Below are 23338 nucleotides of genomic sequence, written 5' to 3' on the forward strand. Positions count from 1 at the left end.
ACAAAGGAAAAACAAGCCTCACAACCGGTGGGAGATCGGTGGAAGTCTTTGCCTCCGGCACCCGTCCCGCACGTCTTTTTCATGCTATAATCAAGAAACCGGAAAAACCGTTTAAGAAGGAAGGGGGCGCATAAAACAGTGGCGATTCGGAGCGAAACGGAGCTGTACGGCCCGGTTAAAGCCTACTGGGAGAAGCTCGGCTACGACGTCCGGGGAGAAGTGCGGCACTGCGATCTCGTCGCCGTCCTGGAAGGCGAGCCGCCCGTCGTCGTCGAGCTCAAACGCAGCCTGACCGTACCCCTGCTCATTCAGGGACTCCGGCGGCAGGACGTGACGCACCGCGTCTATATCGCGATCGAGCTTCCCGCCAAAGGACGTGTCCCCCACCGGATGACCTGGGCGGACATCCGCAAGCTGTGCGGCCGGCTCGGTCTCGGACTCATCACGGTGCAGTTCTACAAAACGAAGAAGCCCGCCGTCGAGGTCGTGTGCGAGCCTCCGGGCTTCGGCGACGCCGCTCCCGTGCGGAAGACGTCCGTGCGGAAACGCGCTGCGGAGCGCGTGCTCGGCGAGTTCCGCGAGCGCAGCGCCGACTACAACGTCGGCGGCAGCCGCGGGCTCAAGCTCGTCACGGCTTACCGCGAGAAGGCGCTGCACTGCGCCCTGCTGCTCCGCGAGCAGGGACCGCTCTCTCCCCGCCGCCTGCGCGAGCTTACGGGCAACGCCAAGACGGCGGCCCTGCTCCAGCGCAACGTGTACGGCTGGTTCACGCGCGTCAGGCGCGGGCTGTACGGGCTGACGCGCTCGGGCGAAGAAGCGCTGGACACGTTCGCCCACGTGGCGGCGCACTTCGTGCCCCGCGAAGGGGACGCCGGCAGCCTTGGCGGGCCGGAGGCGGATGCGGGCGCTGCGGACGAGCGGGAAGCGGCTGCCGGGGCAGGACCGGCCACGCGCGTCCGACTGCCGGAGCCGTCCGAGCTGAACGAGCGGCCGGGGGCGGAATTGGCCGCTGCGGCAGAGCTTCAGGGCGTGCCGCGATCTGCGGACGTGCGTGACGCACAGGGCGTGTCGGTGACTCCGGACCCGCCGGGCCTGCGGAATGAAGCGGGTCAGCGCGGCGCTGCCGGTCAGGCTGGCAAACCCGGTCCGACGGACATATCCGGCTTGCAGAAAGCCCCCTCCCCGCGGAGAAGGAAATCAGCCAAAGCAAAGAAAGGAGGCTCGACGTGAGCCTCCTTTCTTGTTTGGTTAGGATGTTTACGATGATTACAATAGGCCTCACCCTAATACTTATTAGTCTAAAGACTGCCTTATGGATCAGAGTAAGAACAGAAAAAGCAGCTCACAGAAGGAAAATTGCCTTTGTGCTGTTCATTTACAAAATTGTAGTAACTCCATAAAAATTTCCAAACGAATACGTAAGTATTTTACTTTTAAATGATATAAGTACACCTATGATAGTTTATTTTTTATTTGATTTCTTAATTAAATATAAAACTGCAATTATTACTATAACAAAAATCAATAAAAATATAATTCCGACTGGCGTTATCAAATACATCATAAAGTAACACCTTCTCTCCAATTTTCATGATACATTTATATATTACCATAGCACCCATATTCTTTCTACTCAAGACTTAAACATTTGTTTATTTCCATTATAAATTATATATACTAATATATGTAAATGATGTATAATAAATCAGAAAGAAAAATATATCATTTGGAGGGAATTATTATGAAAAAAATTGGCTTTTTATCGTTAGTCTTTGTTGTTGCTCTGTCTATTATGGTCACTGGTTCTGCTTTTGCTGAAGAAACAATCAATAACAAAGAAAAGGTTAAGGGCTTAGAAGTAATTCAAAGTTCTGAAAGCATATTTCATAGAAATGGCGTTGACGTTACAGTCACAAGAAAAGAATTGAAAGGAGGAAAAAAAGAACTAGAAAAATTAATAGAAGAAGCAAAAAAAGAGGGGCAATTTATAGTTTCGACTGATGAAATGCAGAACTCTTCTTCGATAACACCAATGGCACTTGGAAGTAGCGTAAAATATGGAGGAAACAACTGTGAAAACAATAGTTTTATCGGAGCTTGTGCATATGGAAATGCAACACTTAGCGTTAATTGGGCAGGATTTGCAGGGTTCCAGTCATCGGGTACAGTGATTCAACAAATCGTTGGGAAAGATGGTTATAATATTACAGAAGCAGCAGGTCAGCCAAGGGTAAAAGCAGTAGCATATGGTCTCGTAGGCAGCAGTTCTATTGTTTATAATACATACAATTATAAAGCAACAGATTGGGGTTCCCTTACTACATTCAATTTTAATGAATCAGAACCCGGCGTCATTGTTAGCGTTGGAATTAGTTTAGGCGCAGATTTTAAATATAAACTTAATGGTAATTGGAACAATACCACTGTTTGGTGTAATTTAACCCAACAATAAAATGTTTTTAGCCAAAACCAGTAGCCCACGCTGCTGGTTTTTTCTGTTCTCTCCCCGACTTTCACCAAAAAAATTAAGGCTAGGGAGTTAACGACAACTCAGTACGTCATATCCCCCGGAACCCATGATTGCAGCGCCTCCTAGCTCAAACGGCAAAATGAATGCGTCTTTTACGAGATCAGGGCAGCAGCCCTGCGCTTGACAGTAGACGCAAACATCACTGCAGCACAACATGACGGTCCCTAGCCGCGGGACTTTGGGTTTGAAAGTGTTCTTTCGTAATCCGAAAGGCGTACTGCTGGGATGCTAACATTTATTTTTAAGCAAAGAAGCTTTTTACCCCTTTGCATTCATTCCATAAATACCTACAAACCATAAGCCTACAAAAACGACTATGCCAGCTATGGCCAGTATCAACAAAATATTGAGCAGCCGGATCGTCAGACCCCACGGGTTTTTCTCAGGATTCGGATTCGAATTCGGGCGGTCGGTCACAACATTCACCTCATTAAATAAGTATTTATAGAAATATCATACATCTTTTCTAGATATTGCGCACAACAGATTTCAAAATCTTCCCGAATCATAGCGCTGACAAAGCTTCCCGCTTATTCCATGCAGCCTGTCCCGCCATGCCGACTGCAAAAAGAGCCTTCGCCCGGCTTAGACGACCGGGGAAGACTCTTATTCGTTTTACCGCTTGAGCGAAGCGATCAGCTGGCCGGTGGACACGACCTTCGTGTAATCCGCCGGTGTTCCCGTATGAGTGTAGCCGTCCGGCCAGAAGGTCGTCGAAGAAGGCGGCGTCGAGTTCGCGGAGGAAAGCACCGTCCACGCACCCGCGCTGTTTCGGAAGCTGATGCCGCTGCACACCACCTGGGTATGAAGCGTATTCCAGTTCGGCAGGGGATTCGGAATCGTCGTAAACGACCGGTCGCAGGCCGCGACTACCAGCCGCGCAGTCGTCAGCGAACCGAAAGAGCCCGTCGCGCCGGAAAAAGTTTTCACCACGGTGCCGTTTACTTTGAAGTCCAGCTTGTTCGAACTGTTGACGGACAGCTCAATGGGCACGGTGCTTCCCGCCGCAAGATTGAAGGCCCCGCCGTCGTTGGCGGCTCCCGTGTTCCAGAACCAGTGCCACTTGCCGTTTAGCGCTTCCGTATAGTTCGTGGACAGGCCGCACTCGTAATTCGTATTGGACCCGTAAACCCCCAGATAAAAATTAATAAAACCGCCGGTCGTTCCGACCGATGCGCTGGAAGGCAGCTGGATATTCGTTTTCAGCCCGTAAACCGCATCGCTCTTGGTCCACCGTAAAATTTTCGCATACTCCGCCATAAATTTGTTCCTCCTCAGGTTCATTCTAAAGGTAGGAGCTAGCCCGGGCGTCTCCCTCCGGACAGCCAAGCCTTGAAAAAAGGCACGGCTTTGCTCCTTCACTTAATAAGGCGAACGGAGCCCGGCTTTTACAACCTTCTTTTGAAATTTTTTTATCTAAAAAAACCGGCCGGATTGTCACGTCACGTCTCGTCTCGCCATTCCATGCCATGCTGCGCCGAGCCTCACGTAATCGAAGCCTTCCACGCCGCCGGGCAATAAAAAAAGACGGAGGGACCGGTCACCTGTCGACAGGTGCCGTCCTCCGCCTTCTTTGTGCGGTCAGTTATTCTTCTTGCGGATCGCTTTGTTCATCCAGATGGCCGCCATGGCGCCTTCGCCCATTGCGACGGTAAGCTGCTCCGCATGCACACCGATATCTCCGGCCACATAGACACCGGGGATATTCGTTTCCTTGCTGCGCGGATCGGCCAGCAGATGGCCGTTCTCCATCCGTTCCACGCCGAGCTGCGCGGCCAGACCGGAATGGACGGCATTGCCGCCGAAGCCGAGAAACCCTCTCTCGGCTTCCAGCGTCTCGCCGCCGGCCAGTTTCACGCCGCCGATCCTGCCGCCATCCTCCAGGATGGCGGCAATCGGTCCGGCGACGGTGTCGATACCGGCGCGCTCCAGCTTCTCCTGCAGGTCCGCGTTAACGGGGCTCCGTTCGTGATTCACGAACGTGAGCTTGTCCGTCCGCGGACGCAGGGTCAAGGCCATGCCGGCGCCGGGATTGCCCGCGCCCAGCACAAGCGTGCGGCGGCCCGCCACCTCGTGGCCGTCGCAGTCCGGACATACGTACACCGTATGTCCGAGGCATTCCCGCAGCCCCGGCAGCTCCGGGAAGCGGTCCATCACACCGGTAGCCAGCAGCAGCGTGGTACCGGTGTATTCGGTGTCCGGCTCGGCCCCAGACCCGGCGGGCAGCCCCTGCCCGCCGGGATCGTGCGCCGCCAGCGGATGCCGGCCGCCGCGTTCGTCCGGCAGGAGTTTCCGCACGCCGACGCGGAAGCCGGACTCCAGCGAGCCCGCAAGCCGGACGGCCAGTCCTTCGGCGAACGCGACGCCCAGCGCCTCGGCCTGGCCCCGGCCCGTGCGCCGCAGCTCTTCGCCGGATATCCCGTCGGGGTAGCCGAGCACGTTATGGTAGTTGGCGCACAGGGTGGAGCGGCCGTAGCCCGCGTCAATGACCAGCACGCGATGACCGTACCGTCCAAGCTGGATGGCAGCCTGCAGCCCTGCAATTCCTCCGCCGACAATAATCGAATCGTAGGTCATAAGTCACCTTCTTTTATAGTAGAGAGACAAGTTGATCGCCTAAAAACCTTCTCTTTACTATACCCTTCGCTTACAAAATGTAATCGGTTCGATTACACTCTCATCGATTCAGGTGATTTTTTCCCACGCCACGCCGCCCCCACGCTCATGCCGGGTGCCTGGGTGTCGAGTTCCGTGCGCCGAACGCCGTGTGCTGAATGCCGTGCGCTACACGGCCTTGAAACATGCGGCATCTTTTCGGCCGGTCAGCGAAGCAAAGTCAGCACCGTCTTTACGGTGTTATCCGCGAACTGCCTGTCCGGACGGGATTTCAGCATGACGGTAAGCCCGATCAGCGAAACCAGCAGAGCCTGGGCTGTTCCTCTTGCTTCCAGTGCCGTATCCAGCTCTCCCGCGCGTATGCCCCGTTCAATCGTTTCCTGAAAAATTACCGATAGGTACAGTTGATGCTCCCTAGTAAGAATCTCGAATTTCTCATCGTGGGGCGCCAGCTCCACCATCGTGTTAATACTGAAGCATCCCCGGTTTAGGCTTCCTTCATATTCATCCGCTACGATCCCTTCGAACAAAGCCCGGAAGGCGTCTTTTACGGAAGCGCGGCTTTGCAGTTTGGCCCGGACGCGGGCGGCGTGAGCTTGTGTATAGCTGCGCAGAGCGGCCTCAAACAGCTCTTTCTTACTGCCGAAAGCGGCGTACATGCTCGGCCGCTGGATGCCCATTCTGGCCGTCAATTCGGTTAACGAAGCGGCTTCGTATCCTTTTTCCCAAAACAACCGCATGGCCGCATCCAAGGCAGCATCCTCATCGAATTCTCTTTGCCGGACCATAGGAACACTCCTTAATATATCGTGCAGTATGTTATCATTCTAGTTTCCTTCCTGCTTCATGTCAATAAATCAAGGCCCTCTGCTGTATGACACCCGCAGGTCAAGTACTCCTAGTATCGCCTGAAATTATTGTTTAACTGCTCTTTTTCATTTACGCTACATCTTCAAACATCCCTTGACAGATACGTTTTTTGCTGGTAATTTAACAATCATTATGTACCGTACGGTATGTTATAAACTTTAACATTTACCCAAAGGAGTGAAATGAATATGGTTCCCCCCTGCAAAACCGGCTCCCCCGCCGGACAAACGGATGAGGCATCCGATCCGAAAGCAGCGTCAGACGCTGCCGTTGTAGAAGCTTCAGTCCCGATCCGGGTAAAGACTAAGGTTCCCATGCAAGATCAGACATCCGCGCCGATTTTGGAACCATCACCGGCACCAGCCTTGCCCTCGGCTTTGACCCCCGTACCGGCATCGACCGGGGCCTTGTCCGCGGATTCGCAATCCCATTCCGCATCGCCTTCGGCTCCAACCTCAGTCCCCGCTCCGGCACCGGTCCCGTCTTCCTTGTCCGCTTCGAAAGCGCTGCTTTTCTCCGCCGCTTGCGGGCTCGCCGTGGCCAACATTTACTACGCGCAGCCTCTGCTCGACGCAATTGCGTCCGAATTCGGGGTAGCTCCCGCCGCCGTGGGCCTTGTCGTTACCGTAACTCAGATTTGTTACGCTCTGGGCCTGCTCCTGCTCGTCCCCCTCGGGGATCTGCTGAACCGGCGGCGGCTGATCGTCGTTCAAATGCTGCTCTCGGCCGGCGCTCTCCTGATCGTGGGCACAGCCTCGTCCGCACCGGTACTGCTGGCCGGAATGGCCGCTGTCGGGCTGCTCGCCGTCGTAACCCAAGTGCTTGTCGCCTACGCCTCCACCCTTGCCTCCTCCGCTGAACGGGGGCGCGTCGTAGGCGTGGTGCAGAGCGGCATCGTAATCGGCATCCTGCTGGCGCGAACCTTCGCCGGCACTCTGACGGACCTGGCCGGCTGGAGATCGGTTTACCTCGCCTCGGCACTGCTGATGTTCGTGACGGGCGCCGCCCTGTACCGGATTTTGCCGGATGTTTTTCACAAAAAGACGGAACTCTCTTATCCGCAGCTGCTCCGGTCGGTTTTCGCTTTGTTCATAGAAGAACGCCTGCTGCGGATACGCGCTGTCCTGGCTTTCCTGATCTTTACCGTGTTCAGCACCTTGTGGACCGCCCTTGTCCTCCCTCTCAGCGCGCCTCCGCTGTCGCTTTCCCATACGGCTGTCGGCGCATTCGGTCTAGCCGGAGCAGCCGGGGCTTTAGCCGCCGCCAGAGCGGGCAGGCTGGCCGACCGGGGCTTGGGACAGCGAACGACCGGATGGGCGCTGGTTCTGCTGCTGGCGTCCTGGGGCTTTATCGGATTCACGCCCCATTCGCCGGCAGCCGCGGTCATCGGCGTCATCCTGCTCGACTTTGCCGTCCAAGCCGTCCATGTGACGAACCAGAGCCTGATCTTCACCGTACGCCCCGAGGCACGGAGCCGGCTGACTGCCGGGTACATGATCTTCTACTCGCTCGGCAGCGCAACCGGGGCCCTTGCATCGACAAACTTGTACGCTATCGGCGGCTGGAACGGAGTATGCCTTTTTGGCGCTGCCGTCAGCGGGCTGGCCCTTCTCTTTTGGGCTGTCACCCGAGGGCGTAATCCCGAATAAACAGAACCGGTTCCCTTACGGATAAGGGACCGCTTTTCCTCTGTTTACCAGTTTCCTTTCACTTTCCTCTTCGTTTCTCCTTCGTTCACTCTTCATTTCTCCTTTGTTCACTTCTCAATTCCGGCTGTGTTTTGTTTCTACCCACACAAAAAAACGCCTGCGATTCGCATCGCAAGCGTTTCTTAAGCTTTTTTCCTTACTGCGCGGTTTTCCCCTTAAGGTTGTCCCACGTTTTCTGGAAGTCGTCGAACATTTGATCTTTCGTTTTCTTGCCGGCTACATAAGCCTGCATCGTGGCTCCGAATTCCTGCATGGCGCCTTCCGGATACTTGGAAGAGTTCCAGCCCAGAACTTTGTTCTCTTTGCTGTACGTCATAATATCCGCGGCGAGATCGCCGAGATCTTCGGCTTTGGCTTCGATGTTCGTGAAGGCCGGGATAAATTTGAAATCATGGGTGATAAACGTTTTGCCGGCATCGGAAGAGACGAGCCAGTTCAAAAATTCTTTGGCTTCGGCTTTGACTTTGGAGTTCTTGTTGATGACCCAGTTGTTCGGAACGCCCACATAAAGCTTGTCCGTTTGGGCCGCCTCGTCGTTGATCGGCATCGGCAGAATGCCGATGTTCAGATCTTTGTTGATGCCGTCGATCTGAACCTGCGTCCAGTTGCCCTGCTGCATCATAGCGGCCTGGCCGTTCGCGAACATCGTGACCTGTGTGTTGTAGTCGGTCGTCAGCGGATTTTTGTTGCTGTATTTCAGGGTCAGATCCACCATTCTGGTCCACTGCTCGAAGACCGGGTTGCCCTTGAATTTCTCGGTTCCGGCGCTAAGACCGGCGATAAATTTGTTGGAATCCGGCTGGTTGGCGAACGCGACGTTAAGCGTATGGTTGCCGAGCACCCACCATTCCTGGTAGCCGTTCGCGAACGGTGTGATGCCCGCCGCCTGAAGTTTCTTCGAAGCTTCGTCGAGCTGAGTCAGCGTTTTCGGAAGCTCGGTAATGCCGGCTTTCTTGAACAGGTCTTTGTTGTAAATAAATCCGTAGCCTTCCAGTCCCATCGGCTGTCCGTAAATTTTGCCGTCCTTGGTCATCGGTTCTTTCGCAACCGGAACAAGATCTTTTACCCAAGGCTGGTCGGAGAGATCCTCAAGGTGCTCCATCCACGTGTTCATTTCCTGGAAGCCGCCGTTGTTGAAAATGTCCGGCGTATCGCCGCCGGCAAATTTCGCCTTAAGCGCCGCGCCGTAATCCGCGCCTCCGCCTACGGTCTGGATGTCCAGTTTCACGCCGGGATGCGTTTTTTCGTACTCGGCTTTGACTTTGTTCAGCGCTTCCGCAATTTCAACTTTAAATTGAAAGATTTTAATCGTTTTCGTTCCGCCTTCGGCAGCATTGCCGCCTTCCGCTGTTTTACCGGAATCACCGCTTCCGCAGCCTGCGAGCACGGTGGACATCGCGAATACGGAAACGAGTGCGAGTGTAGAAAGCTTTTTCATGGTGAAACCTCCCTTTATGGTCTTGCTTCTTTCTCGATGACTTCTTCTTCATTATAGAGACCGGAAAGAGCGGTTAACACGTAGGCTGTTGATCTGTTGAGTGGAACAAATTGACCTCACACGCTTTGTCAGATCCGCGCTCAGCCTTTAACCGATCCGGCCGTAATGCCTTCGATAATATAGCGCTGCATGGCCAGGAAGAAAATGATAATCGGCGTAATGCCGAGCACGAGCGCCGGCAGAGCCAGATCCCACTGCTTCATATACTGGCCGAAGAACGAGAACGTGGCCAGCGGAATGGTGCGTAGGGATTGATTTTGCAGAACCAGCGACGGCAGCAGATAATCGTTCCACGTCCAGAGAGCGTTGAGAATGATGACGGTTACGAACATCGGCTTAAGCAGCGGTAGCACGATGCGCCAGAACACCCCGTAAGGGGACGTTCCGTCCACGACCGCCGACTCTTCGATCTCCATAGGAATCGATTTCACGAATCCGTGGAAGAGGAAGATCGCCATCGGCGCCCCGAATCCCAGGTAGCAGATGATCAGGCCCCACAGGCTGTCCATCAGGCCTACGCCGGAAAGGACCTTCACCAGAGGAATCATGATCGACTGGAACGGGATGACCATCGCGGCCACGAACATGCCGAACAGGACTTGGTTGATGCGGCTTTTATACCGCACCAGCCGGTAAGCCGCCATGGCGCTGATGAGCGCGATGCCGATGTTGCTGATCACGGTAACGATCAGAGAGTTCCAGAAGACGGTCGGGAATTTGGTGATGCTCCAGGCCCGCTTGTAATTCTCGAAGTGAAACGATTCCGGCCAGCTGGCGGCATTGGAAAGCAGGTCGCCGAAGCTTTTCACGGAGTTCACGAGAAGGAAGTAAAACGGGACAAGGAACAGAAGAGCGATGACAAACGTTACGATTTCGGCGATAAACACACGCCCGGAGTAACGGTTTTGTGCTTCCATTTACGCTTCGACCTCCTTGCTTTTCGTGAATCGGACCTGCAGCCACGTAATGACCGCGACGACGATGAAGAACACCAGCGCCTTCGCCGTTCCGAGACCGTACCGGTTGTTCTGGAACGCTTCGCTGTAAATATTCATCGCGACGGATTCGGTCGAGCGGAAAGGCCCGCCTTTCGTCAGCGACAAATTGAGATCGAACATTTTGAACGTCCACGAGATGGCGAGGAACAGGCAGACGGTAACGGCCGACATGATGAGCGGAACCATAATGGAGCGCAGCACTTGTCCCTGCGTAGCTCCGTCGATCTGCGCCGCTTCGATCACGTCTTTGGGCACATTGCTGAAAGCCGCGATGTAAATGACCATCAAATACCCGGCTGTCTGCCAGACAAACACGATGACAATGCCCCAGAAGGCGGTCATGGAATCCCCGAGCCACGGAAGGTTGAAGAAACCTATTCCCGTCATTTGGCCGATAGCGGAGAACCCTTTTACGAAAATAAACTGCCAGATAAATCCGAGCAGAAGCCCGCCGATTACGTTCGGCATAAAGAAGATGGTTCTCAGGAAATTCCGGGTCTTAAGCGGTCTCGTCAGCAGATACGCCAGAACGAATCCGACCAGATTGGACAGCACGACGCCCACGATCGTAAACCGGACGGTAAACCAGAACGCGCTCCAGAAATCTTGATCCTGGGTAAAGATTCTTTTAAAATTATCAAAGCCTACCCAACTGACCTCGCCGGATACCCCGTTCCAGTTCGTGAACGAGTAGTACATGCCGAGCAGGAAAGGTATGATAATGATCAGGGTAAAGAACAGGACCGCAGGTCCGAGAAAAAATAATTGCTGACCCCATTGCGATGAACGCTTATGCATCTGTCTTCCTCCTTTTTCTACGGAAGGTTGTGTATTTAGTATAGGGCGCTCCACCCGCTCCCCACTACCGCACGAGGTGAACCGTTAGGTGGAATATATTGATCTGAGGAGTCTGCCCGATGAACAAAAGCAGCATTCGTACGCGCCTCATTCTGCTCATGCTGGCCGCAACCGTCATTCCGATCGTCATCTCCATGATCGTCACGTATTTCTACACCACCCGTTCGGTCGGAACGAAGTTGATTCAGGAGAACGCGAACCTGATTTACCAGGGCAAAACGAATGTACAGGCGTACATGGACACGCTGAACCGCAACTCGTTGTCGCTCTATAACGATCCCGGCATTCTTCTGATGCTCCGGCGGAATGTGCATGATTACACGAACGAAGCCCAGACCTATACTCTGCTGCAAAATATGACTCACTCCGTGGACGGCATTTACCAGATCTATTTCTATATGGCAAAAGCCCGCAGATCTACGCTGCTCATCGGGGATATCCCGAAGCGCGGCTACGATACGGATAATTTCAGCGAGCCTTATACGACCGGCAACCCGTCTTCCGTCGTGGAGCCCACGCATATGAGTTCCATTTACGGCCTGGGGCAGAGTCCACCTTATTATGACCCCCGCCCCGTCATTACATTACACCGGGCCATCTACAACGTCCCGACGACGGAATGGCTGGGGACTTTGTCGATCGATATCAAGCTGGAGGCGATCCAGGACATTGCCGACCAGCTTTTTAACAAGCAGCACGAACGTCTTTACCTGCTCGACCAGTCGGGCATGGTCGTTTATTCCGGGGACAGCGCTCTAATCGGCAAGCCCCTCTCCGATGACTGGACCGGCCCGATTCTGGAGTCCAAGGAAGCGCGCGGACAACTGGAACTGAATAAGTCGGTTTATTTGTACGAAAAAATGGACACCCCTTACATGAAGTGGACGCTCGTAAAGGAAATCCCGCACAGCTATCTGTATGAAGGGGCGCGGAGCCTGACCCAGATCAATATCATCATCGCGGCGGTTTCCCTGCTGCTCGTCATTGCCGCCACTCTGTTCGTGACGATCCGCATTACCGCCCCGATCAAAAAACTGATCGGAACGATCAACCAGATCCAGGCCGGTAATCTGACGGCCCGCGTAGACGGCGAAGGGCAGGATGAAATCGGCATTCTGGTCCGCCGGTTCCGCACGATGATGGAGACGATCAACAACCTCATTCTGCGGGAGTACAGGCTGAACATCGCCAATAAAACGAATCAGTTGAAGGCGCTGCAGGCCCAGATCAATCCGCATTTCATGAACAATGCGCTGCAGTCCATCGGTACGCTGGCTCTCCAGCATAACGTCCCGCGCATCTACTCGCTGATCAACTCGCTGGCGAAAATGATGCGCTACAGCATGAACACGAACCAGGAAGCCGTCCCGCTCTCCATGGAAATCGGCCATGTGAAAGCGTATCTGGCACTTCAGGAGGAGCGGTTCGAGGGCAAATTCCGTACGGACTTCGAACTGGACGAAGCCGCTCTCGGCATCGAGGTTCCGAAGATGATCGTTCAGCCGCTGGTCGAAAATTATTTCAAGCACGGCTTCGATCCGAAGCTCGGACCCGGCCACCTCACTGTACGGGTCCGGCTCGAACCCGGCGGTGAGAGGGGACCCGATGAGGTCCCGCTCAAACCGGGCGGAGGAGCGGGGCCCGGCGGGCTCGGCGCAGAGAACGGACCCGCAGCCGGCGCCGACGCGGCTCTGAGAAACGCGCCGGAATCCCGGCCGGACGAAGATTCCGCTGCGGCGGATGTTTCGCCCGCTTCCGGCGGGCTCCGCGCCAGGCCCGTCCTCTTCGTGGAAGTCGAGGACAACGGACGCGGCATCCCGGAGGACAAGCTGACGGAGCTGCAAGCCGGACTTGCCGTTATGCGCGAGGAGACCGGGATGGACGAAGAAGGCGGAATCGGAATCGGCAACGTGAGGACGAGACTGCGCCTTTACTTCGATCCGCAAGCTTCGCTGACACTTGAAAATACGGACCCGCACGGCGTCCGGATTACGATGCGCATTCCGCTCGGGGAGGATACCACAACATGATCGCATTACTCGTAGACGATGAAAAACACGTCCGCAATGCCCTGCGGATGCTGATCAAATGGGAAGAACACGGCATTTCGCAAATATTCGAGGCGGAGAACGGAGAAGAAGCCATTGAGGTGATCGGGTGCGAAAAGCCCCAGATCATCATCACGGATATGATGATGCCGGTAAGGGGCGGCGTGGAGCTGCTCCAATGGCTGCAAGCCAACGACCCTTCCGCCAAATCCATCGTGATCAGCGGCCACGACGATTTCGCTCTCGTCCGCCATACGATCCAATACGGCGGAACCGACTATATCCTGAAGCCGATCGATCCGGATCAGGTCAACGAGGCGCTGGCCAAAGCGGTCGCCAGCTGGAACAAAGAAGAGAGTGAACGCTCCCGGAGCCTGGAGCGGAACATCGAGATGAACCGCATCAAGCCGGTCTACTGGGACCGGCAGTTGTCCGGGCTGCTCGACGAGCCCGCGCAGAATGCGGGCGCCGTCCGGGATCTGCAGGCCGACTGGGGCCTTCCGGCCGGAACGGGCTCGTGCCGCATCGCCATCCTCAGCATGGTCACGATGGAGACGAAGCTGAAGAACAAATTCGGCCGCAATACGGACCTGCTCTTCTTCTCGCTGATCAATATCTGCAACGAGTTTCTGCATCGCCGCAGCCGCGGGGCCGCCTTCCGCTACTGGAGTTCCAACGAGATCGTGCTCCTGGTGTGGGGCGAGCCGAACAAGGTCCCCGCCCTTCTCGGAGACATCAACGAAGGCATCCTGACCGCCCTGCACAGCCGGCTCGATTTCGGGATCAGCGGAGCGCACGCCTTCCCGGACGGCCTCCCCGCGGCTTACCGCGAAGCCCGCGACGCGCTGCGCCAGCGCAATCTGCTCAGCCGCGGCGGCTGGATTCACGAGGCTGTCCGGACCGAAGGCCTCCAGCCCCGGCGGCTGCGCTTCAGCGATTTCGAGGAAGTGATCCGGACCGCGATCCGCAGCGGCAGCGCCGAAGAGATCTCCTCCGCCGTGCAGGCGTGGTTCGACGGCGTCCGGAGCCTGAGCGCCATTACGCTCGAGCAGATCGAGCAGTGGCGCCGCGAAGCGGACACCATGCGGGGCCGATGGATCGAGGACTTCTTCCCGGACGGTCCCGAAGAGCTGCTCGCGGAGCTGCGCTCGGAAACCGGGAACGGGCAGACCATCGTCCCGCTGAACGAGCAGGGCACGCTCTCGCTTGCCGACTGGCAGCAGGAGCTGACGCATTCGTTCGTCCAGCTTTCGAAGCAGCTGCTCAAAAGGCAGCACCGCGAGAAGAACGTCATTTACGACATCGCGAAATATTTGCAGACGCATTATCACGAAGAAATTTCCCTGCAGGATATCGCCGGCCGTTTTTTCCTCTCCCGTGAATATATTTCGCGCAAGTTCAAGCAGGAGTTCGGCACGAATCTTTCTGACTATCTGGGCGCCATCCGCATCGACAAAGCAAAGCTGCTCATGATGAATCCCAACCTACGGATTTCCCAGGTCAGCGAAATGGTCGGGTACAGCGATGAGAAATATTTCAGCAAAGTGTTCAAAAAAGTGACCGGCTGCTCGCCGAATGAATACCGGAAAGCGAACCAGCCCATGATTGAATAACCTTGTTCACATTTTTGTCATTTTCTTTTGAACGGTGATTGGGTATAATTAGGCTAACGTATGTTTACTTGGAGGTGCGCTTGGATGTCTCATGCTTTCTGGATCATTATTGCAGTGCTTACCATGTTTATCGTGGCCATCTTCACATCTTCGTACAACGAGGATAAAACCAAAGGCCTGTAAGTTTCGCGCGTCATGCGGACAAACGAAAGCCCTGGATATGAAATGATCCCCACCCTAGCAAGCAGAATGAATTTTTTGTTCTGTCCGGCTGCGGTGGGGATTTTTTTATGGGAGCAGGGAGACATGGAAACGTTACCGTTTCATGTACAAAGAGCGGAGGAAACCGACATGAAAGAAATCATTACCGAGACTATGAGAAGCCTTAAAGAGTCAATCGGATTTTCCGGTACGGCCCTCGCAAGAAACAAGGACGAGATCCTCGTGAACTTCAGCAGCGGCTACGCCAATCGTTCCGAGGGGATCCGTAATCGGGCAGATACCCGCTTTGGAATAGCATCCGGGTGCAAGCTGTTTACAGCCGTTGCAATCTGCCAATTAGTGGAGAAAGGTCAACTCTCTTACGATTCCAGGCTGCAGGACTGTCTCCCTTTAGAGTTCAAAAATTTTGATCGAGAAATCACCATTCATCATTTATTAACGCATATTTCCGGAATACCTGACTATTTCGATGAAGAGACTATGGATAATTTCGAAGACTTATGGACCCATTATCCCATGTACCGCGTCAGACGGCCCCAAGATTTCCTCCCTTTGTTTGCGGATAAGAAGATGAAGCATGAGGTCGGCCGCGTGTTCCATTACAACAACGGAGGCTATATTGTTTTGGGACTGGTCGTTGAACACCTCAGCGGACTCGCATTCAGCGACTATGTAGAGAAATTTATTTTTGCCAGAACGGGCATGATGGATTCCGGATACTTCGAAGCGGATGGTTTGCCTGAACGTACGGCAGCCGGCTATATCGATCACGAAGACGGAAGCTGGAAAACCAATGTATTCTCGCTTCCCGCCAAAGGCGGCCCGGACGGCGGCGCTTATGTAACGGCACCGGATATGACGAGATTCTGGGAGAGTTTAATGAATTTTGAATTAATAAACGAGGAAACGACCGCTGCGCTGTTGCAGCCCCATGTGCATATAACTAACGATATTTACTATGGATACGGACTTCGAATGAAGCTTCGGCAGCAGGGCGTAGAAAAGTATATTTTAATGGGGTATGATCCGGGCGTGAACTTCAGGTCTGTTTACTACCCTGAAGAGGCATGTTCTATCGTGGTTTGCTCCAACAAATCTGGCGGAGCTTTCGAAATCATTTCCGGCATTGAACAAGAATGTACCGGGCAAAAAAGGGGTTGATTTCTCAGCCCCTTTAGTCGATTCGGTCTTCCCCGGAGTCCGGCCGGCAAAACTTACGGATAACTGACCACCCGGTGCCGCGCAAAACCGAGATAACGGGTACCCTGAAAATTCAGCTTCCCCATATCCCCCTCTACAAGCTGTCCGTATTCGGAACCGCTTATCCGAAACTCGATCCGGTCGCCGCTCTCCACTTCGAACGTAACGAAGTAGCTCGTGTCCGTGGAATGGCTGTGCATGGATTCGTTCGAAGCCGAATGGTGGTGGGATACTTCCGTTCGCTTCGTGGCGACCCGCGCTTCTACCGTCAGTATCGGCTGCTTGTTGTTATGGTTCCACTGCAGAATACTCCTCACCAAGGTAAACCCGATAAACGCCAGAATCGCGATGAAAAAGATAGGGAACAACACCGATATGAGACCGAAGATCCCCGGTTCGTTTCCGAATCCTATGCCGTCTATGTTTATCACGGCTCTCTCTCCTCTCTGTTCCGCATCTGAAAGCTCCGTCCTGATTTTACCATATCCCCTTGCTTTTAGGGGATCAAAAAAAGACAGGGCCATAAAAAAACGCCGTCTCCTAAAGGAAACGGCGTTTTTTTAACTTCTGTGTTCGATCTTTCCGGTGAAAACTAGGCAATAAGCCCTACTAGACTCTCGGTTGTTTCATTGCGTTCATTTCACCCAGACAATTGGAACAGATGTGACGCTCTTTAAATTCGTTAACATGATCCATCTCACCGCAGAACACGCATTTCGGGCGGTATCTCTCTAGGATGATATGGTCCCCTTGTACTAAAATTTCGACCGGATCGCCTTCGTTCATTTGGTATCTCTTACGCAGCGATTTAGGTAATACGATACGTCCAAGCTGATCCACTTTACGGACAACTCCAGCTGGTTTCATCATTGTGCCACTCACCTCATTTCACCGATGCATAATCGGCTTTACAATCTTTACCCATTTTTATTCGCCAAATTTCTGCTAATTCCTTCTAACTTCGTTATATTCTTTTTATTCGGGGAAACAACACGAAGAAAATTACAAGATTCCAAAGCACCAGAGCAAAAGAACCTTTGTCCGGCCCACAAACTAGCCCGGATATGCCTAAACGCCTAGAAATCTTCCCGGAAAAATCGCCCGGCTTCCCTTTCCGCGAATCCCGTGTTGCTGCTTTAGGCTCATGCAATCCCGTAACGAATCCCGGACTCTCCGGTTTTTCCTGAATACGAAATGAACCTTCCGGCCCACGCCCGCCTGTAACGAGATTCCGTTTATCCCGCGGCACCACCCGGCCTTTAAGTATCACGGCAAGGCATCTGTCCCACCAAACTAATAGTCAAGGAGATGGAATCGTTTAAAACTGGCGAAATTGGATAAAGCTTAGTTCCTGCCATCTTCCATAAACATAACATACATTCCAACTAAATATAACAGACAAGTATAAAGGAGGAAAAAAAACTAGGGAAGCTAGCTTCCGTCCGGCCCGTCCTAACGATCGGAACGCTCACGTTAACGCATTGGGACCCGATCCCCCTGACGCTCAAAATCCCATACCCGGCCAAATATATCGGCAATTACCCTGCTCGGTTCGAAAATTCACTAATATCATTTGCAATTGAAATGAACGATGCTTATGATAGTTTGCGACTATAAAATGCAATGTCTCTTCATAATTCAACTAACGGGAGGTTCATATTAATGAAGACTGTTAGCCAAGAAATCCAGGATTTGTCCATTAAATCCTTGGTGTCGACTTTAAATAAACTTTCAAACGCTTATAAAAGCATGACAGAAAAAGGTTCAAACACCACGCTCGTCAAAAAGAGGCAAAACGCTGTAAAAGTTGGTTTAGAAAGCCTCAAAGCAACTTGGAACGGGGAAAATTTTTCCTATGACGAAAAAATCATTTTGACTTCTAAAGAAGTTCTACAAAGTGTCATTCCATCAGTCGAAAAACAGATAGCAAAAGCAAAAGAAGGCAGTTCCCAAAAAACTTTAAATGAGCATCGCTTAACTGCACTTACACTGGCAATCGAATCCTTGGAGAACCGTCTTATATAAGACGGTTCCTCGACTTTAACCAAAGAAAAAACGATCTTCGAAAATAGAAGACCGTTTAAGTAAAAGGAATGCTTACCACAATCTATGTCAATAAGACCGTTTAAGTTTGGGTGTATACAGGAGGACCCTGAGAAGAGGGCTGGTTCCCTTCTCCTTAGGGTTTTTTGTCCTGTTTACCGGAGTCCCGGAAAATCGTTCTGCCGGAGCGCCTCGAACAGGACGATAGCCGCGGAATTCGACAAGTTCAGCGAGCGGACCGCATCCGACATCGGCATTCTCATGGTCTGGCCGGGGTGGGCCTCCAGAATTTCGGGCGGGAGCCCCTTCGTCTCTCTGCCGAACACGAAAAAATCGCCGTCGCGGAATTCGAAATCCGTATACCGTTTATCGGTTTTCGTGGTGGCAAAAAAGAACCGGCTTCCGGCATATTTCTCTTTGACCTCGTCAAAAGAATCGTGATATTCCAGTTTGACGGAATGCCAGTAGTCGAGCCCAGCCCGTTTCAATGTTTTGTCGTCCGTTGAAAATCCGAGCGGCCGCACCAGATGCAGGTAAGTCCCCGTCGCTGCACAGGTCCGGGAAATATTGCCTGTGTTCGCCGGAATTTCCGGTTCAACCAATACGATGTGAAAAGCCATGCTGCACGTTCACCTCTTTCCTCAACTAGTATACCACTTTCCGCTCCGCAATTTTAACACTCGTTTTACGTCTTCTTAATATGACCGTGATACATAGGCGCGATAATAGAACTAATAACCGAACCCAAAGGAGACCGATTCATGAAGAAAAAAGTGCTAGTCGTAGACGACGAACCTTCGATCTCCATGCTCATCGAGTTCAATCTGAAGCTCGTAGGCTTCGAAGTCCAGTGTGTATATGACGGTGAGGCCGTATTCGACGTCATCGGCCAGTTCCGTCCCGACATTATCGTTCTCGACCTGATGCTGCCCAAAATGGACGGCCTGCAGGTCTGCCGCAAGCTGCGCAGCCAGAACAATCTCGTTCCCATCATTATGCTTACCGCCATGCAAGATTTATCGGATAAAATCGCCGGACTGGATAACGGTGCCGACGATTATATGACCAAGCCTTTCAGTCCGCAGGAGCTGATTTCCCGTATTCAGGCGATCATCCGCCGCATCCAGACCCTCCCGGCCTCGGGCGAAGAAGCTCCGATCACGATCGGCCAGCTCAGCATCCGTCCCGATCAGCGCGAGGTAACCTGCGCGGGGAAGCCGGTTGATCTGACCCCCAAAGAATTCGAGCTGCTCGTGTTCCTTTGCAAGCACAGGGGCAAAGTACTGAGCCGCCAGCAGCTGCTGCATGGCGTCTGGGATTATCATTTCCTCGGCGATACCCGTATCGTCGATGTCCACATCTCACATCTCCGTGATAAAATCGAGGCCAACGCCCGGACACCCGAATATATCATGACCATCCGCAACGTCGGCTACAAATTGACCGAACCCGCCATTAAAGAGAGTTTTGCCTGAGTGCCTCCCGGAAACACGGGCATACACAGATAGATTTATAAGAGGTAGGGCGAAAACATTCGCCGTACCTTTTTTTATGGTTTTGCGGCTTGTGTTAATCCTCCATCCTACAGTCCCGTTCCGTCCTTGGTCATCCGTCACAGGTCTAAGCCGTCCGGCGAAACCGCTTATCCGCGCAGCAAAAACGGGACCCTGTGAAGGGCCCCGTTTTCCGATAAGAATAAAAGAATACCTGTCCGTGTAACGGAAGTTATCCGTTGCGCTTGCTGAAATCGTTCATGAACTGGGCGAGTGCCTGGCACGACTCGTAAGGAACCGCATTGTAAGTCGAGGCTCTCAGACCGCCGACGCTGCGATGACCTTTGAGACCGACAAATCCGTTGGCCTGGGACTCCTTGACGAAAAGCTTCTCCAGCTCTTCCGATTGCAGACGGAACGTAATGTTCATTCGGGAACGGCTGTCCGCATCGACGCAGCCTTGATAGAAGCCGCCGCTGGCATCGATAGCGTTGTAGATCAGGTCGGTTTTGTCGCGGTTGATCTTCTCCAGCGCGGCAAGCCCGCCCTGGCGTTTGATCCAGTGCAGCACGAGATTGATCATATACACCGAATAAGAAGGCGGTGTGTTGTAAAGCGAATCGTTCTTCACGTGGGTGTCGTAGCGGAACATGGTCGGAAGGTTCGCATTCGCGCGCTCCAGCATGTCCTCCCGCAAAATAACGACCGTTACGCCCGAAGGTCCCAGATTCTTCTGAGCCCCCGCGTAAATCAGGCCGAACTTCGAGACGTCGACCGGACGGCTGAGAATATCGCTGGACATATCCGCGATGAGCGGAATGCTGCCGGTGTCCGGGTAGCTTTGAACCTGCGAGCCTTCGATGGTTTCGTTCGACGTGACATGCAGATAAGCCGTCTGATCGGACAGGTTAAGCGCACCGAGATCCGGCATGCGCATGAACTTCTGATCTTTCGAACTCGCCGCAACGGCGGTTTCCCCGAAAAGTTTCGCTTCCTTGATCGCTTTGTCCGCCCACGCGCCGCTTTGAACATAGGCCGCGGTTTGTCCGGCTTGCAGAAAGTTCATGGGAATCATGGTGAATTGTGTGCTTGCTCCGCCTTGGAGGAAAAGCACTTTGTAGCCGTCCGGAATGCTGAACAGTTCTTTAAGCAGGTTTTGCGTTTCGTTGTTCACCGCTTCGTACTCTGCGCTGCGGTGCGAAATTTCCATAATCGACATGCCGATGCCGCGGAAGTCGACAAATTCCTTCTGCGCCTGTTCCAGCACTTCCAGCGGCAGAGCCGCCGGACCGGCGTTAAAATTGTAAGCACGGTTTCCCATTTTTCTCTCCACACCCTCTGCTTCATTTGATTTATCGCTATGATAGCAGTATTCGCCAGCACCATCAAGAGAAAGTTGCATGGATCCGGGCCTTTCCGCCGAAATTAAAAGAAGCTTACAGAAAAGGAGCAGATCCGACATGACCGATCCGTTAGAGCGCCTGTTCGTCGCCGTTCCGCTGTCCGGACCCGTCAGGGAGAACCTGAGCGGCTGGACCGAGAGGCTGAGAGACTCAGGAACCTCCTTCCACAAATGGGTTCATCCGGAGGACTTCCATATCACGCTGAAGTTTATCGGCGACACGCCCCGGTCTACTCTGCCCGCCCTCTCCCCTCTGCTTGAACAAGTGGCAGAGGCTCATTCTCCGCTGGAGCTTACCGCGGAGGGAGCGGGAACCTTCGGCCCGAAGGATGCCCCGCGCATCCTCTGGGCCGGTTTGCAGGGCGATCTGGACGCCCTGCAAAGACTCCAGCGCGATGTGGAGGCGGCCTGCTCGTCGCTCGGCTTCGAGCCGGAGGACCGGCCCTACCGGCCCCACATCACGCTCGCCCGCCGCTATACGGGCGGGCCCATATGGGCGCGTGAACGGCTGGACGCGCCGGGTGAGCCTCCTTCCGCCTCCTGGACGGCGGAAGAGATCGTGGTGTACCGGACCCATATGGGCCGGTCACCGATGTATGAACGCGCAGGAGCTTTTGCTCTGCGCGGGTGAAGGAAGGCCGCCGGGGACGTTACGGCGGCCTTTTTGGCGCTGCTGCGCGCCCGCTCGCACGACGTCGCCGCCCCGCTCCCTTGCCCCCGCTTCGCCCATGCGCGGCAGCCCCGCTCCCGCCCGCTCCGCCTGGCGCATCCCGCGCAACGCGCTCAACGTCGCAGCCCCGCTCCATCGCCCGCTTCGCCCATGCGCGGCAGCCCCGTTCCCGCTCCCTTCCGTCCCGTATGAAAACCGCAGACGGGAGACATCCTGACAGGGCGGCGCACGCGTTCCCAAAACTGTCGATTTTGCGCCTCCGAATTTATGTTACGCTCATTACATAGCAAGGACTAACGGACTACCCCGTGCCGATCCTTGAACCAAGGAGGCATTCGAATGAACTCAACTAACGACATCGCGGACCAAGCCCGCGCCTTCCTCTATACCTGTTACAGCGAATGGGGCCGCAGCGAACGGGAAGCCGAAGAACGGTGGCTCGACGTTTGCGCCCAAATCGAAGAAACCGGCACTTACGTACATAGGCCGGAAGAACTGGAATACGGCGCCAAATTAGCCTGGCGCAACAGCAACCGATGCATCGGCCGTTTGTTCTGGAACACGCTGAGTGTATTTGACGGCCGTCATACCGGCACCTTCGAAGAGGTGCGGGACGCTCTGCTTACGCATATCCGTTTTGCCACGAATGACGGAAAAATCCGTCCGGCCATCACCGTTCTCCCTCCCGCCGGGAAGGACGGCAATTGTCCCGTACGCATCTGGAACCACCAGCTCATCCGTTACGCCGGTTACGAGACGGAGAACGGACCGGTCGGCGATCCGAACTCCATCCCCTTCACACGGATTTGCCGGGAGCTGGGATGGGAAGGCGAAGGAACGCACTTCGATCTGCTTCCGCTGGTCATCCAGATCGGCGACGATGCTCCCCGGTGGTTCGAGCTTCCCCGCGACCTCGTGCTGGAGGTTCCCCTCCGTCATCCCGAACTGCCGGGTTTTGAGGATTTGCAGCTGAAATGGTACGCCGTACCCATTATCGCCGACATGCGGCTGGAAATCGGCGGCATCTCTTATCCCGCCGCCCCTTTTAACGGCTGGTACATGGAAACCGAAATCGGTGCCCGCAACCTGGCTGACGAACAAAGATACAACCTGCTTCCGCGGACGGCTTCCCTCATGGGGCTGGATACCGGTTCGAATGCGACCTTCTGGAAGGACCGCGCATTGATCGAGCTGAATGCCGCCGTGTATCATTCCTACCGCAACGCGGGCGTCTCCATTGTCGATCATCATACGGCAGCCCAGCAGTTTCAGCTGTTCGAGCAGCAGGAAGCCCAAGCGGGAAGGGAAGTAACGGGAGACTGGACGTGGCTGATTCCTCCGGTGTCTCCGGCGACTACGCCTATTTTTCACAGCAAGTATGAGAACATCCGGAAAACACCGAACTTCTGTTACCAGGACAAGCCTTACGAGAAATAACTCCAATGAACCGGCTGCGCAAAAGCCTGTGCTTCATGCACAGGCTTTTTTTGCTTGTCTTGGTCCAGCTGATCTTTTCCATTCTATCCGCGTCAGTCAATGGAACAGTTCGTTAAAAACAAGGGTATCCC

21 protein-coding genes are annotated in these 23338 nt (G+C 54.0%); 10 read left to right on the forward strand and 11 right to left on the reverse strand.

Annotated elements, in window-relative coordinates; genetic code table 11:
* Positions 1-138 precede the first annotated feature (138 nt).
* Complete coding sequence (locus ACI48J_RS21220; protein WP_405080133.1) at positions 139-1230, forward strand: DUF2161 family putative PD-(D/E)XK-type phosphodiesterase; 1092 nt, start codon at positions 139-141, stop codon at positions 1228-1230.
* A gap of 511 nt (positions 1231-1741) precedes the next feature.
* Positions 1742-2452, forward strand: a complete 711-nt coding sequence (locus ACI48J_RS21225; protein ID WP_405080134.1) for a hypothetical protein — start codon at positions 1742-1744, stop codon at positions 2450-2452.
* 693 nt (positions 2453-3145) lie between these two features.
* Here ACI48J_RS21225 and ACI48J_RS21230 read toward each other — a convergent pair.
* The 4 genes from ACI48J_RS21230 to ACI48J_RS21245 all read right to left on the reverse strand — a co-directional run bounded on the left by ACI48J_RS21230 (position 3146) and on the right by ACI48J_RS21245 (position 6563).
* Complete coding sequence (locus ACI48J_RS21230) at positions 3146-3790, reverse strand: hypothetical protein (RefSeq protein ID WP_405080135.1); 645 nt, start codon at positions 3788-3790, stop codon at positions 3146-3148.
* Between the two features lie 321 nt (positions 3791-4111).
* A complete protein-coding gene (locus ACI48J_RS21235; protein ID WP_405080136.1) occupies positions 4112-5107 on the reverse strand; it encodes an NAD(P)/FAD-dependent oxidoreductase in 996 nt (331 codons plus the stop codon).
* Positions 5108-5352: 245 nt separating this feature from the next.
* Positions 5353-5934, reverse strand: coding sequence for a helix-turn-helix domain-containing protein (locus tag ACI48J_RS21240; protein WP_326054534.1), 582 nt, complete (start codon positions 5932-5934; stop codon positions 5353-5355).
* A 404-nt stretch (positions 5935-6338) separates the two neighbouring features.
* A complete protein-coding gene (locus ACI48J_RS21245; RefSeq protein WP_405083294.1) occupies positions 6339-6563 on the reverse strand; it encodes a hypothetical protein in 225 nt (74 codons plus the stop codon).
* Here ACI48J_RS21245 and ACI48J_RS21250 point away from each other — a divergent pair.
* The gene (locus ACI48J_RS21250) at positions 6505-7665 is read left to right on the forward strand and encodes an MFS transporter (protein ID WP_405083266.1); all 1161 of its coding nucleotides are present in this window, start codon (positions 6505-6507) and stop codon (positions 7663-7665) included. The two genes, ACI48J_RS21245 and ACI48J_RS21250, sit on opposite strands and share 59 nt — an antisense overlap.
* 196 nt (positions 7666-7861) lie before the next feature.
* Here the strand turns inward: ACI48J_RS21250 and ACI48J_RS21255 are convergent, their stop codons facing one another.
* From ACI48J_RS21255 to ACI48J_RS21265, 3 genes are all read right to left on the reverse strand, one after another.
* Positions 7862-9163: an ABC transporter substrate-binding protein gene (locus tag ACI48J_RS21255; protein WP_405080137.1), complete on the reverse strand. Its 1302-nt coding sequence runs from the start codon at positions 9161-9163 to the stop codon at positions 7862-7864.
* A gap of 140 nt (positions 9164-9303) precedes the next feature.
* Complete coding sequence (locus ACI48J_RS21260) at positions 9304-10140, reverse strand: carbohydrate ABC transporter permease (protein WP_326054532.1); 837 nt, start codon at positions 10138-10140, stop codon at positions 9304-9306.
* Positions 10141-11019 (reverse strand): sugar ABC transporter permease, encoded by an 879-nt coding sequence (locus ACI48J_RS21265; protein WP_326054531.1) that lies wholly within the window; start codon positions 11017-11019, stop codon positions 10141-10143. It lies immediately after the preceding gene.
* Positions 11020-11138: 119 nt separating this feature from the next.
* On the opposite strand from ACI48J_RS21265, the gene ACI48J_RS21270 reads away from it, so the two are divergent.
* The 3 genes from ACI48J_RS21270 (at position 11139) to ACI48J_RS21280 (ending at position 16123) form a co-directional block, all read left to right on the forward strand.
* Positions 11139-13109, forward strand: a complete 1971-nt coding sequence (locus ACI48J_RS21270; protein WP_405080138.1) for a sensor histidine kinase — start codon at positions 11139-11141, stop codon at positions 13107-13109.
* Positions 13106-14740: a response regulator gene (locus tag ACI48J_RS21275; RefSeq protein WP_405080139.1), complete on the forward strand. Its 1635-nt coding sequence runs from the start codon at positions 13106-13108 to the stop codon at positions 14738-14740. The genes ACI48J_RS21270 and ACI48J_RS21275 overlap by 4 nt, the downstream gene beginning before the upstream one ends.
* A gap of 351 nt (positions 14741-15091) precedes the next feature.
* Entirely contained in the window at positions 15092-16123 is a 1032-nt protein-coding gene (locus ACI48J_RS21280; RefSeq protein ID WP_405080140.1) for a serine hydrolase domain-containing protein, read from the forward strand.
* 53 nt (positions 16124-16176) lie between these two features.
* Here ACI48J_RS21280 and ACI48J_RS21285 read toward each other — a convergent pair whose 3' ends face one another.
* Positions 16177-16593, reverse strand: coding sequence for a DUF2500 domain-containing protein (locus ACI48J_RS21285; RefSeq protein WP_405080141.1), 417 nt, complete (start codon positions 16591-16593; stop codon positions 16177-16179).
* A gap of 178 nt (positions 16594-16771) precedes the next feature.
* Entirely contained in the window at positions 16772-17029 is a 258-nt protein-coding gene (locus ACI48J_RS21290; protein WP_170318711.1) for an AbrB/MazE/SpoVT family DNA-binding domain-containing protein, read from the reverse strand.
* A 795-nt stretch (positions 17030-17824) separates the two neighbouring features.
* Here ACI48J_RS21290 and ACI48J_RS21295 point away from each other — a divergent pair.
* Positions 17825-18187, forward strand: a complete 363-nt coding sequence (locus ACI48J_RS21295; protein WP_405080142.1) for a hypothetical protein — start codon at positions 17825-17827, stop codon at positions 18185-18187.
* 173 nt (positions 18188-18360) lie between these two features.
* Here ACI48J_RS21295 and trmL read toward each other — a convergent pair whose 3' ends face one another.
* Positions 18361-18825, reverse strand: a complete 465-nt coding sequence (gene trmL, locus ACI48J_RS21300) for a tRNA (uridine(34)/cytosine(34)/5-carboxymethylaminomethyluridine(34)-2'-O)-methyltransferase TrmL (RefSeq protein ID WP_218229110.1) — start codon at positions 18823-18825, stop codon at positions 18361-18363.
* 141 nt (positions 18826-18966) lie between these two features.
* Here trmL and ACI48J_RS21305 point away from each other — a divergent pair, with 141 nt between their 5' ends.
* Entirely contained in the window at positions 18967-19680 is a 714-nt protein-coding gene (locus ACI48J_RS21305) for a response regulator transcription factor (protein WP_009676211.1), read from the forward strand.
* Between the two features lie 250 nt (positions 19681-19930).
* On the opposite strand, the gene serC is transcribed toward ACI48J_RS21305, so the two are convergent.
* Positions 19931-21019 carry a 3-phosphoserine/phosphohydroxythreonine transaminase gene (serC, locus tag ACI48J_RS21310; protein ID WP_405080143.1) on the reverse strand — a complete coding sequence of 363 codons (1089 nt, stop codon included), beginning with the start codon at positions 21017-21019 and terminating at the stop codon, positions 19931-19933.
* Positions 21020-21158: 139 nt separating this feature from the next.
* Between serC and thpR the strand changes: the two genes are divergently transcribed.
* Both thpR and ACI48J_RS21320 read left to right on the forward strand, forming a co-directional pair.
* Entirely contained in the window at positions 21159-21731 is a 573-nt protein-coding gene (gene thpR / locus ACI48J_RS21315; protein ID WP_405080144.1) for an RNA 2',3'-cyclic phosphodiesterase, read from the forward strand.
* Positions 21732-22109: 378 nt separating this feature from the next.
* Complete coding sequence (locus tag ACI48J_RS21320; RefSeq protein WP_405080145.1) at positions 22110-23207, forward strand: nitric oxide synthase oxygenase; 1098 nt, start codon at positions 22110-22112, stop codon at positions 23205-23207.
* The last annotated feature ends 131 nt before the right edge of the window (positions 23208-23338 follow it).

It is taken from the genome of Paenibacillus chitinolyticus (assembly GCF_045038035.1).
GTDB classification, from domain to species: Bacteria; Bacillota; Bacilli; order Paenibacillales; family NBRC-103111; genus Paenibacillus_F; species Paenibacillus_F chitinolyticus_A.

Coding starts and splice junctions, on each gene's coding strand:
- ACI48J_RS21225 (WP_405080134.1), top strand. CDS start 1,742: ATGAAAAAAATTGGCTTTTTATCGTTAGTCTTTGTTGTTGCTCTGTCT.
- ACI48J_RS21230 (WP_405080135.1), bottom strand. CDS start 3,790: ATGGCGGAGTATGCGAAAATTTTACGGTGGACCAAGAGCGATGCGGTT.
- ACI48J_RS21235 (WP_405080136.1), bottom strand. CDS start 5,107: ATGACCTACGATTCGATTATTGTCGGCGGAGGAATTGCAGGGCTGCAG.
- ACI48J_RS21240 (WP_326054534.1), bottom strand. CDS start 5,934: ATGGTCCGGCAAAGAGAATTCGATGAGGATGCTGCCTTGGATGCGGCC.
- ACI48J_RS21245 (WP_405083294.1), bottom strand. CDS start 6,563: ATGTTGGCCACGGCGAGCCCGCAAGCGGCGGAGAAAAGCAGCGCTTTC.
- ACI48J_RS21255 (WP_405080137.1), bottom strand. CDS start 9,163: ATGAAAAAGCTTTCTACACTCGCACTCGTTTCCGTATTCGCGATGTCC.
- ACI48J_RS21260 (WP_326054532.1), bottom strand. CDS start 10,140: ATGGAAGCACAAAACCGTTACTCCGGGCGTGTGTTTATCGCCGAAATC.
- ACI48J_RS21265 (WP_326054531.1), bottom strand. CDS start 11,019: ATGCATAAGCGTTCATCGCAATGGGGTCAGCAATTATTTTTTCTCGGA.
- ACI48J_RS21270 (WP_405080138.1), top strand. CDS start 11,139: ATGAACAAAAGCAGCATTCGTACGCGCCTCATTCTGCTCATGCTGGCC.
- ACI48J_RS21275 (WP_405080139.1), top strand. CDS start 13,106: ATGATCGCATTACTCGTAGACGATGAAAAACACGTCCGCAATGCCCTG.
- ACI48J_RS21280 (WP_405080140.1), top strand. CDS start 15,092: ATGAAAGAAATCATTACCGAGACTATGAGAAGCCTTAAAGAGTCAATC.
- ACI48J_RS21290 (WP_170318711.1), bottom strand. CDS start 17,029: ATGAAACCAGCTGGAGTTGTCCGTAAAGTGGATCAGCTTGGACGTATC.
- ACI48J_RS21295 (WP_405080142.1), top strand. CDS start 17,825: ATGAAGACTGTTAGCCAAGAAATCCAGGATTTGTCCATTAAATCCTTG.
- trmL (WP_218229110.1), bottom strand. CDS start 18,825: ATGGCTTTTCACATCGTATTGGTTGAACCGGAAATTCCGGCGAACACA.
- ACI48J_RS21305 (WP_009676211.1), top strand. CDS start 18,967: ATGAAGAAAAAAGTGCTAGTCGTAGACGACGAACCTTCGATCTCCATG.
- serC (WP_405080143.1), bottom strand. CDS start 21,019: ATGGGAAACCGTGCTTACAATTTTAACGCCGGTCCGGCGGCTCTGCCG.
- thpR (WP_405080144.1), top strand. CDS start 21,159: ATGACCGATCCGTTAGAGCGCCTGTTCGTCGCCGTTCCGCTGTCCGGA.
- ACI48J_RS21320 (WP_405080145.1), top strand. CDS start 22,110: ATGAACTCAACTAACGACATCGCGGACCAAGCCCGCGCCTTCCTCTAT.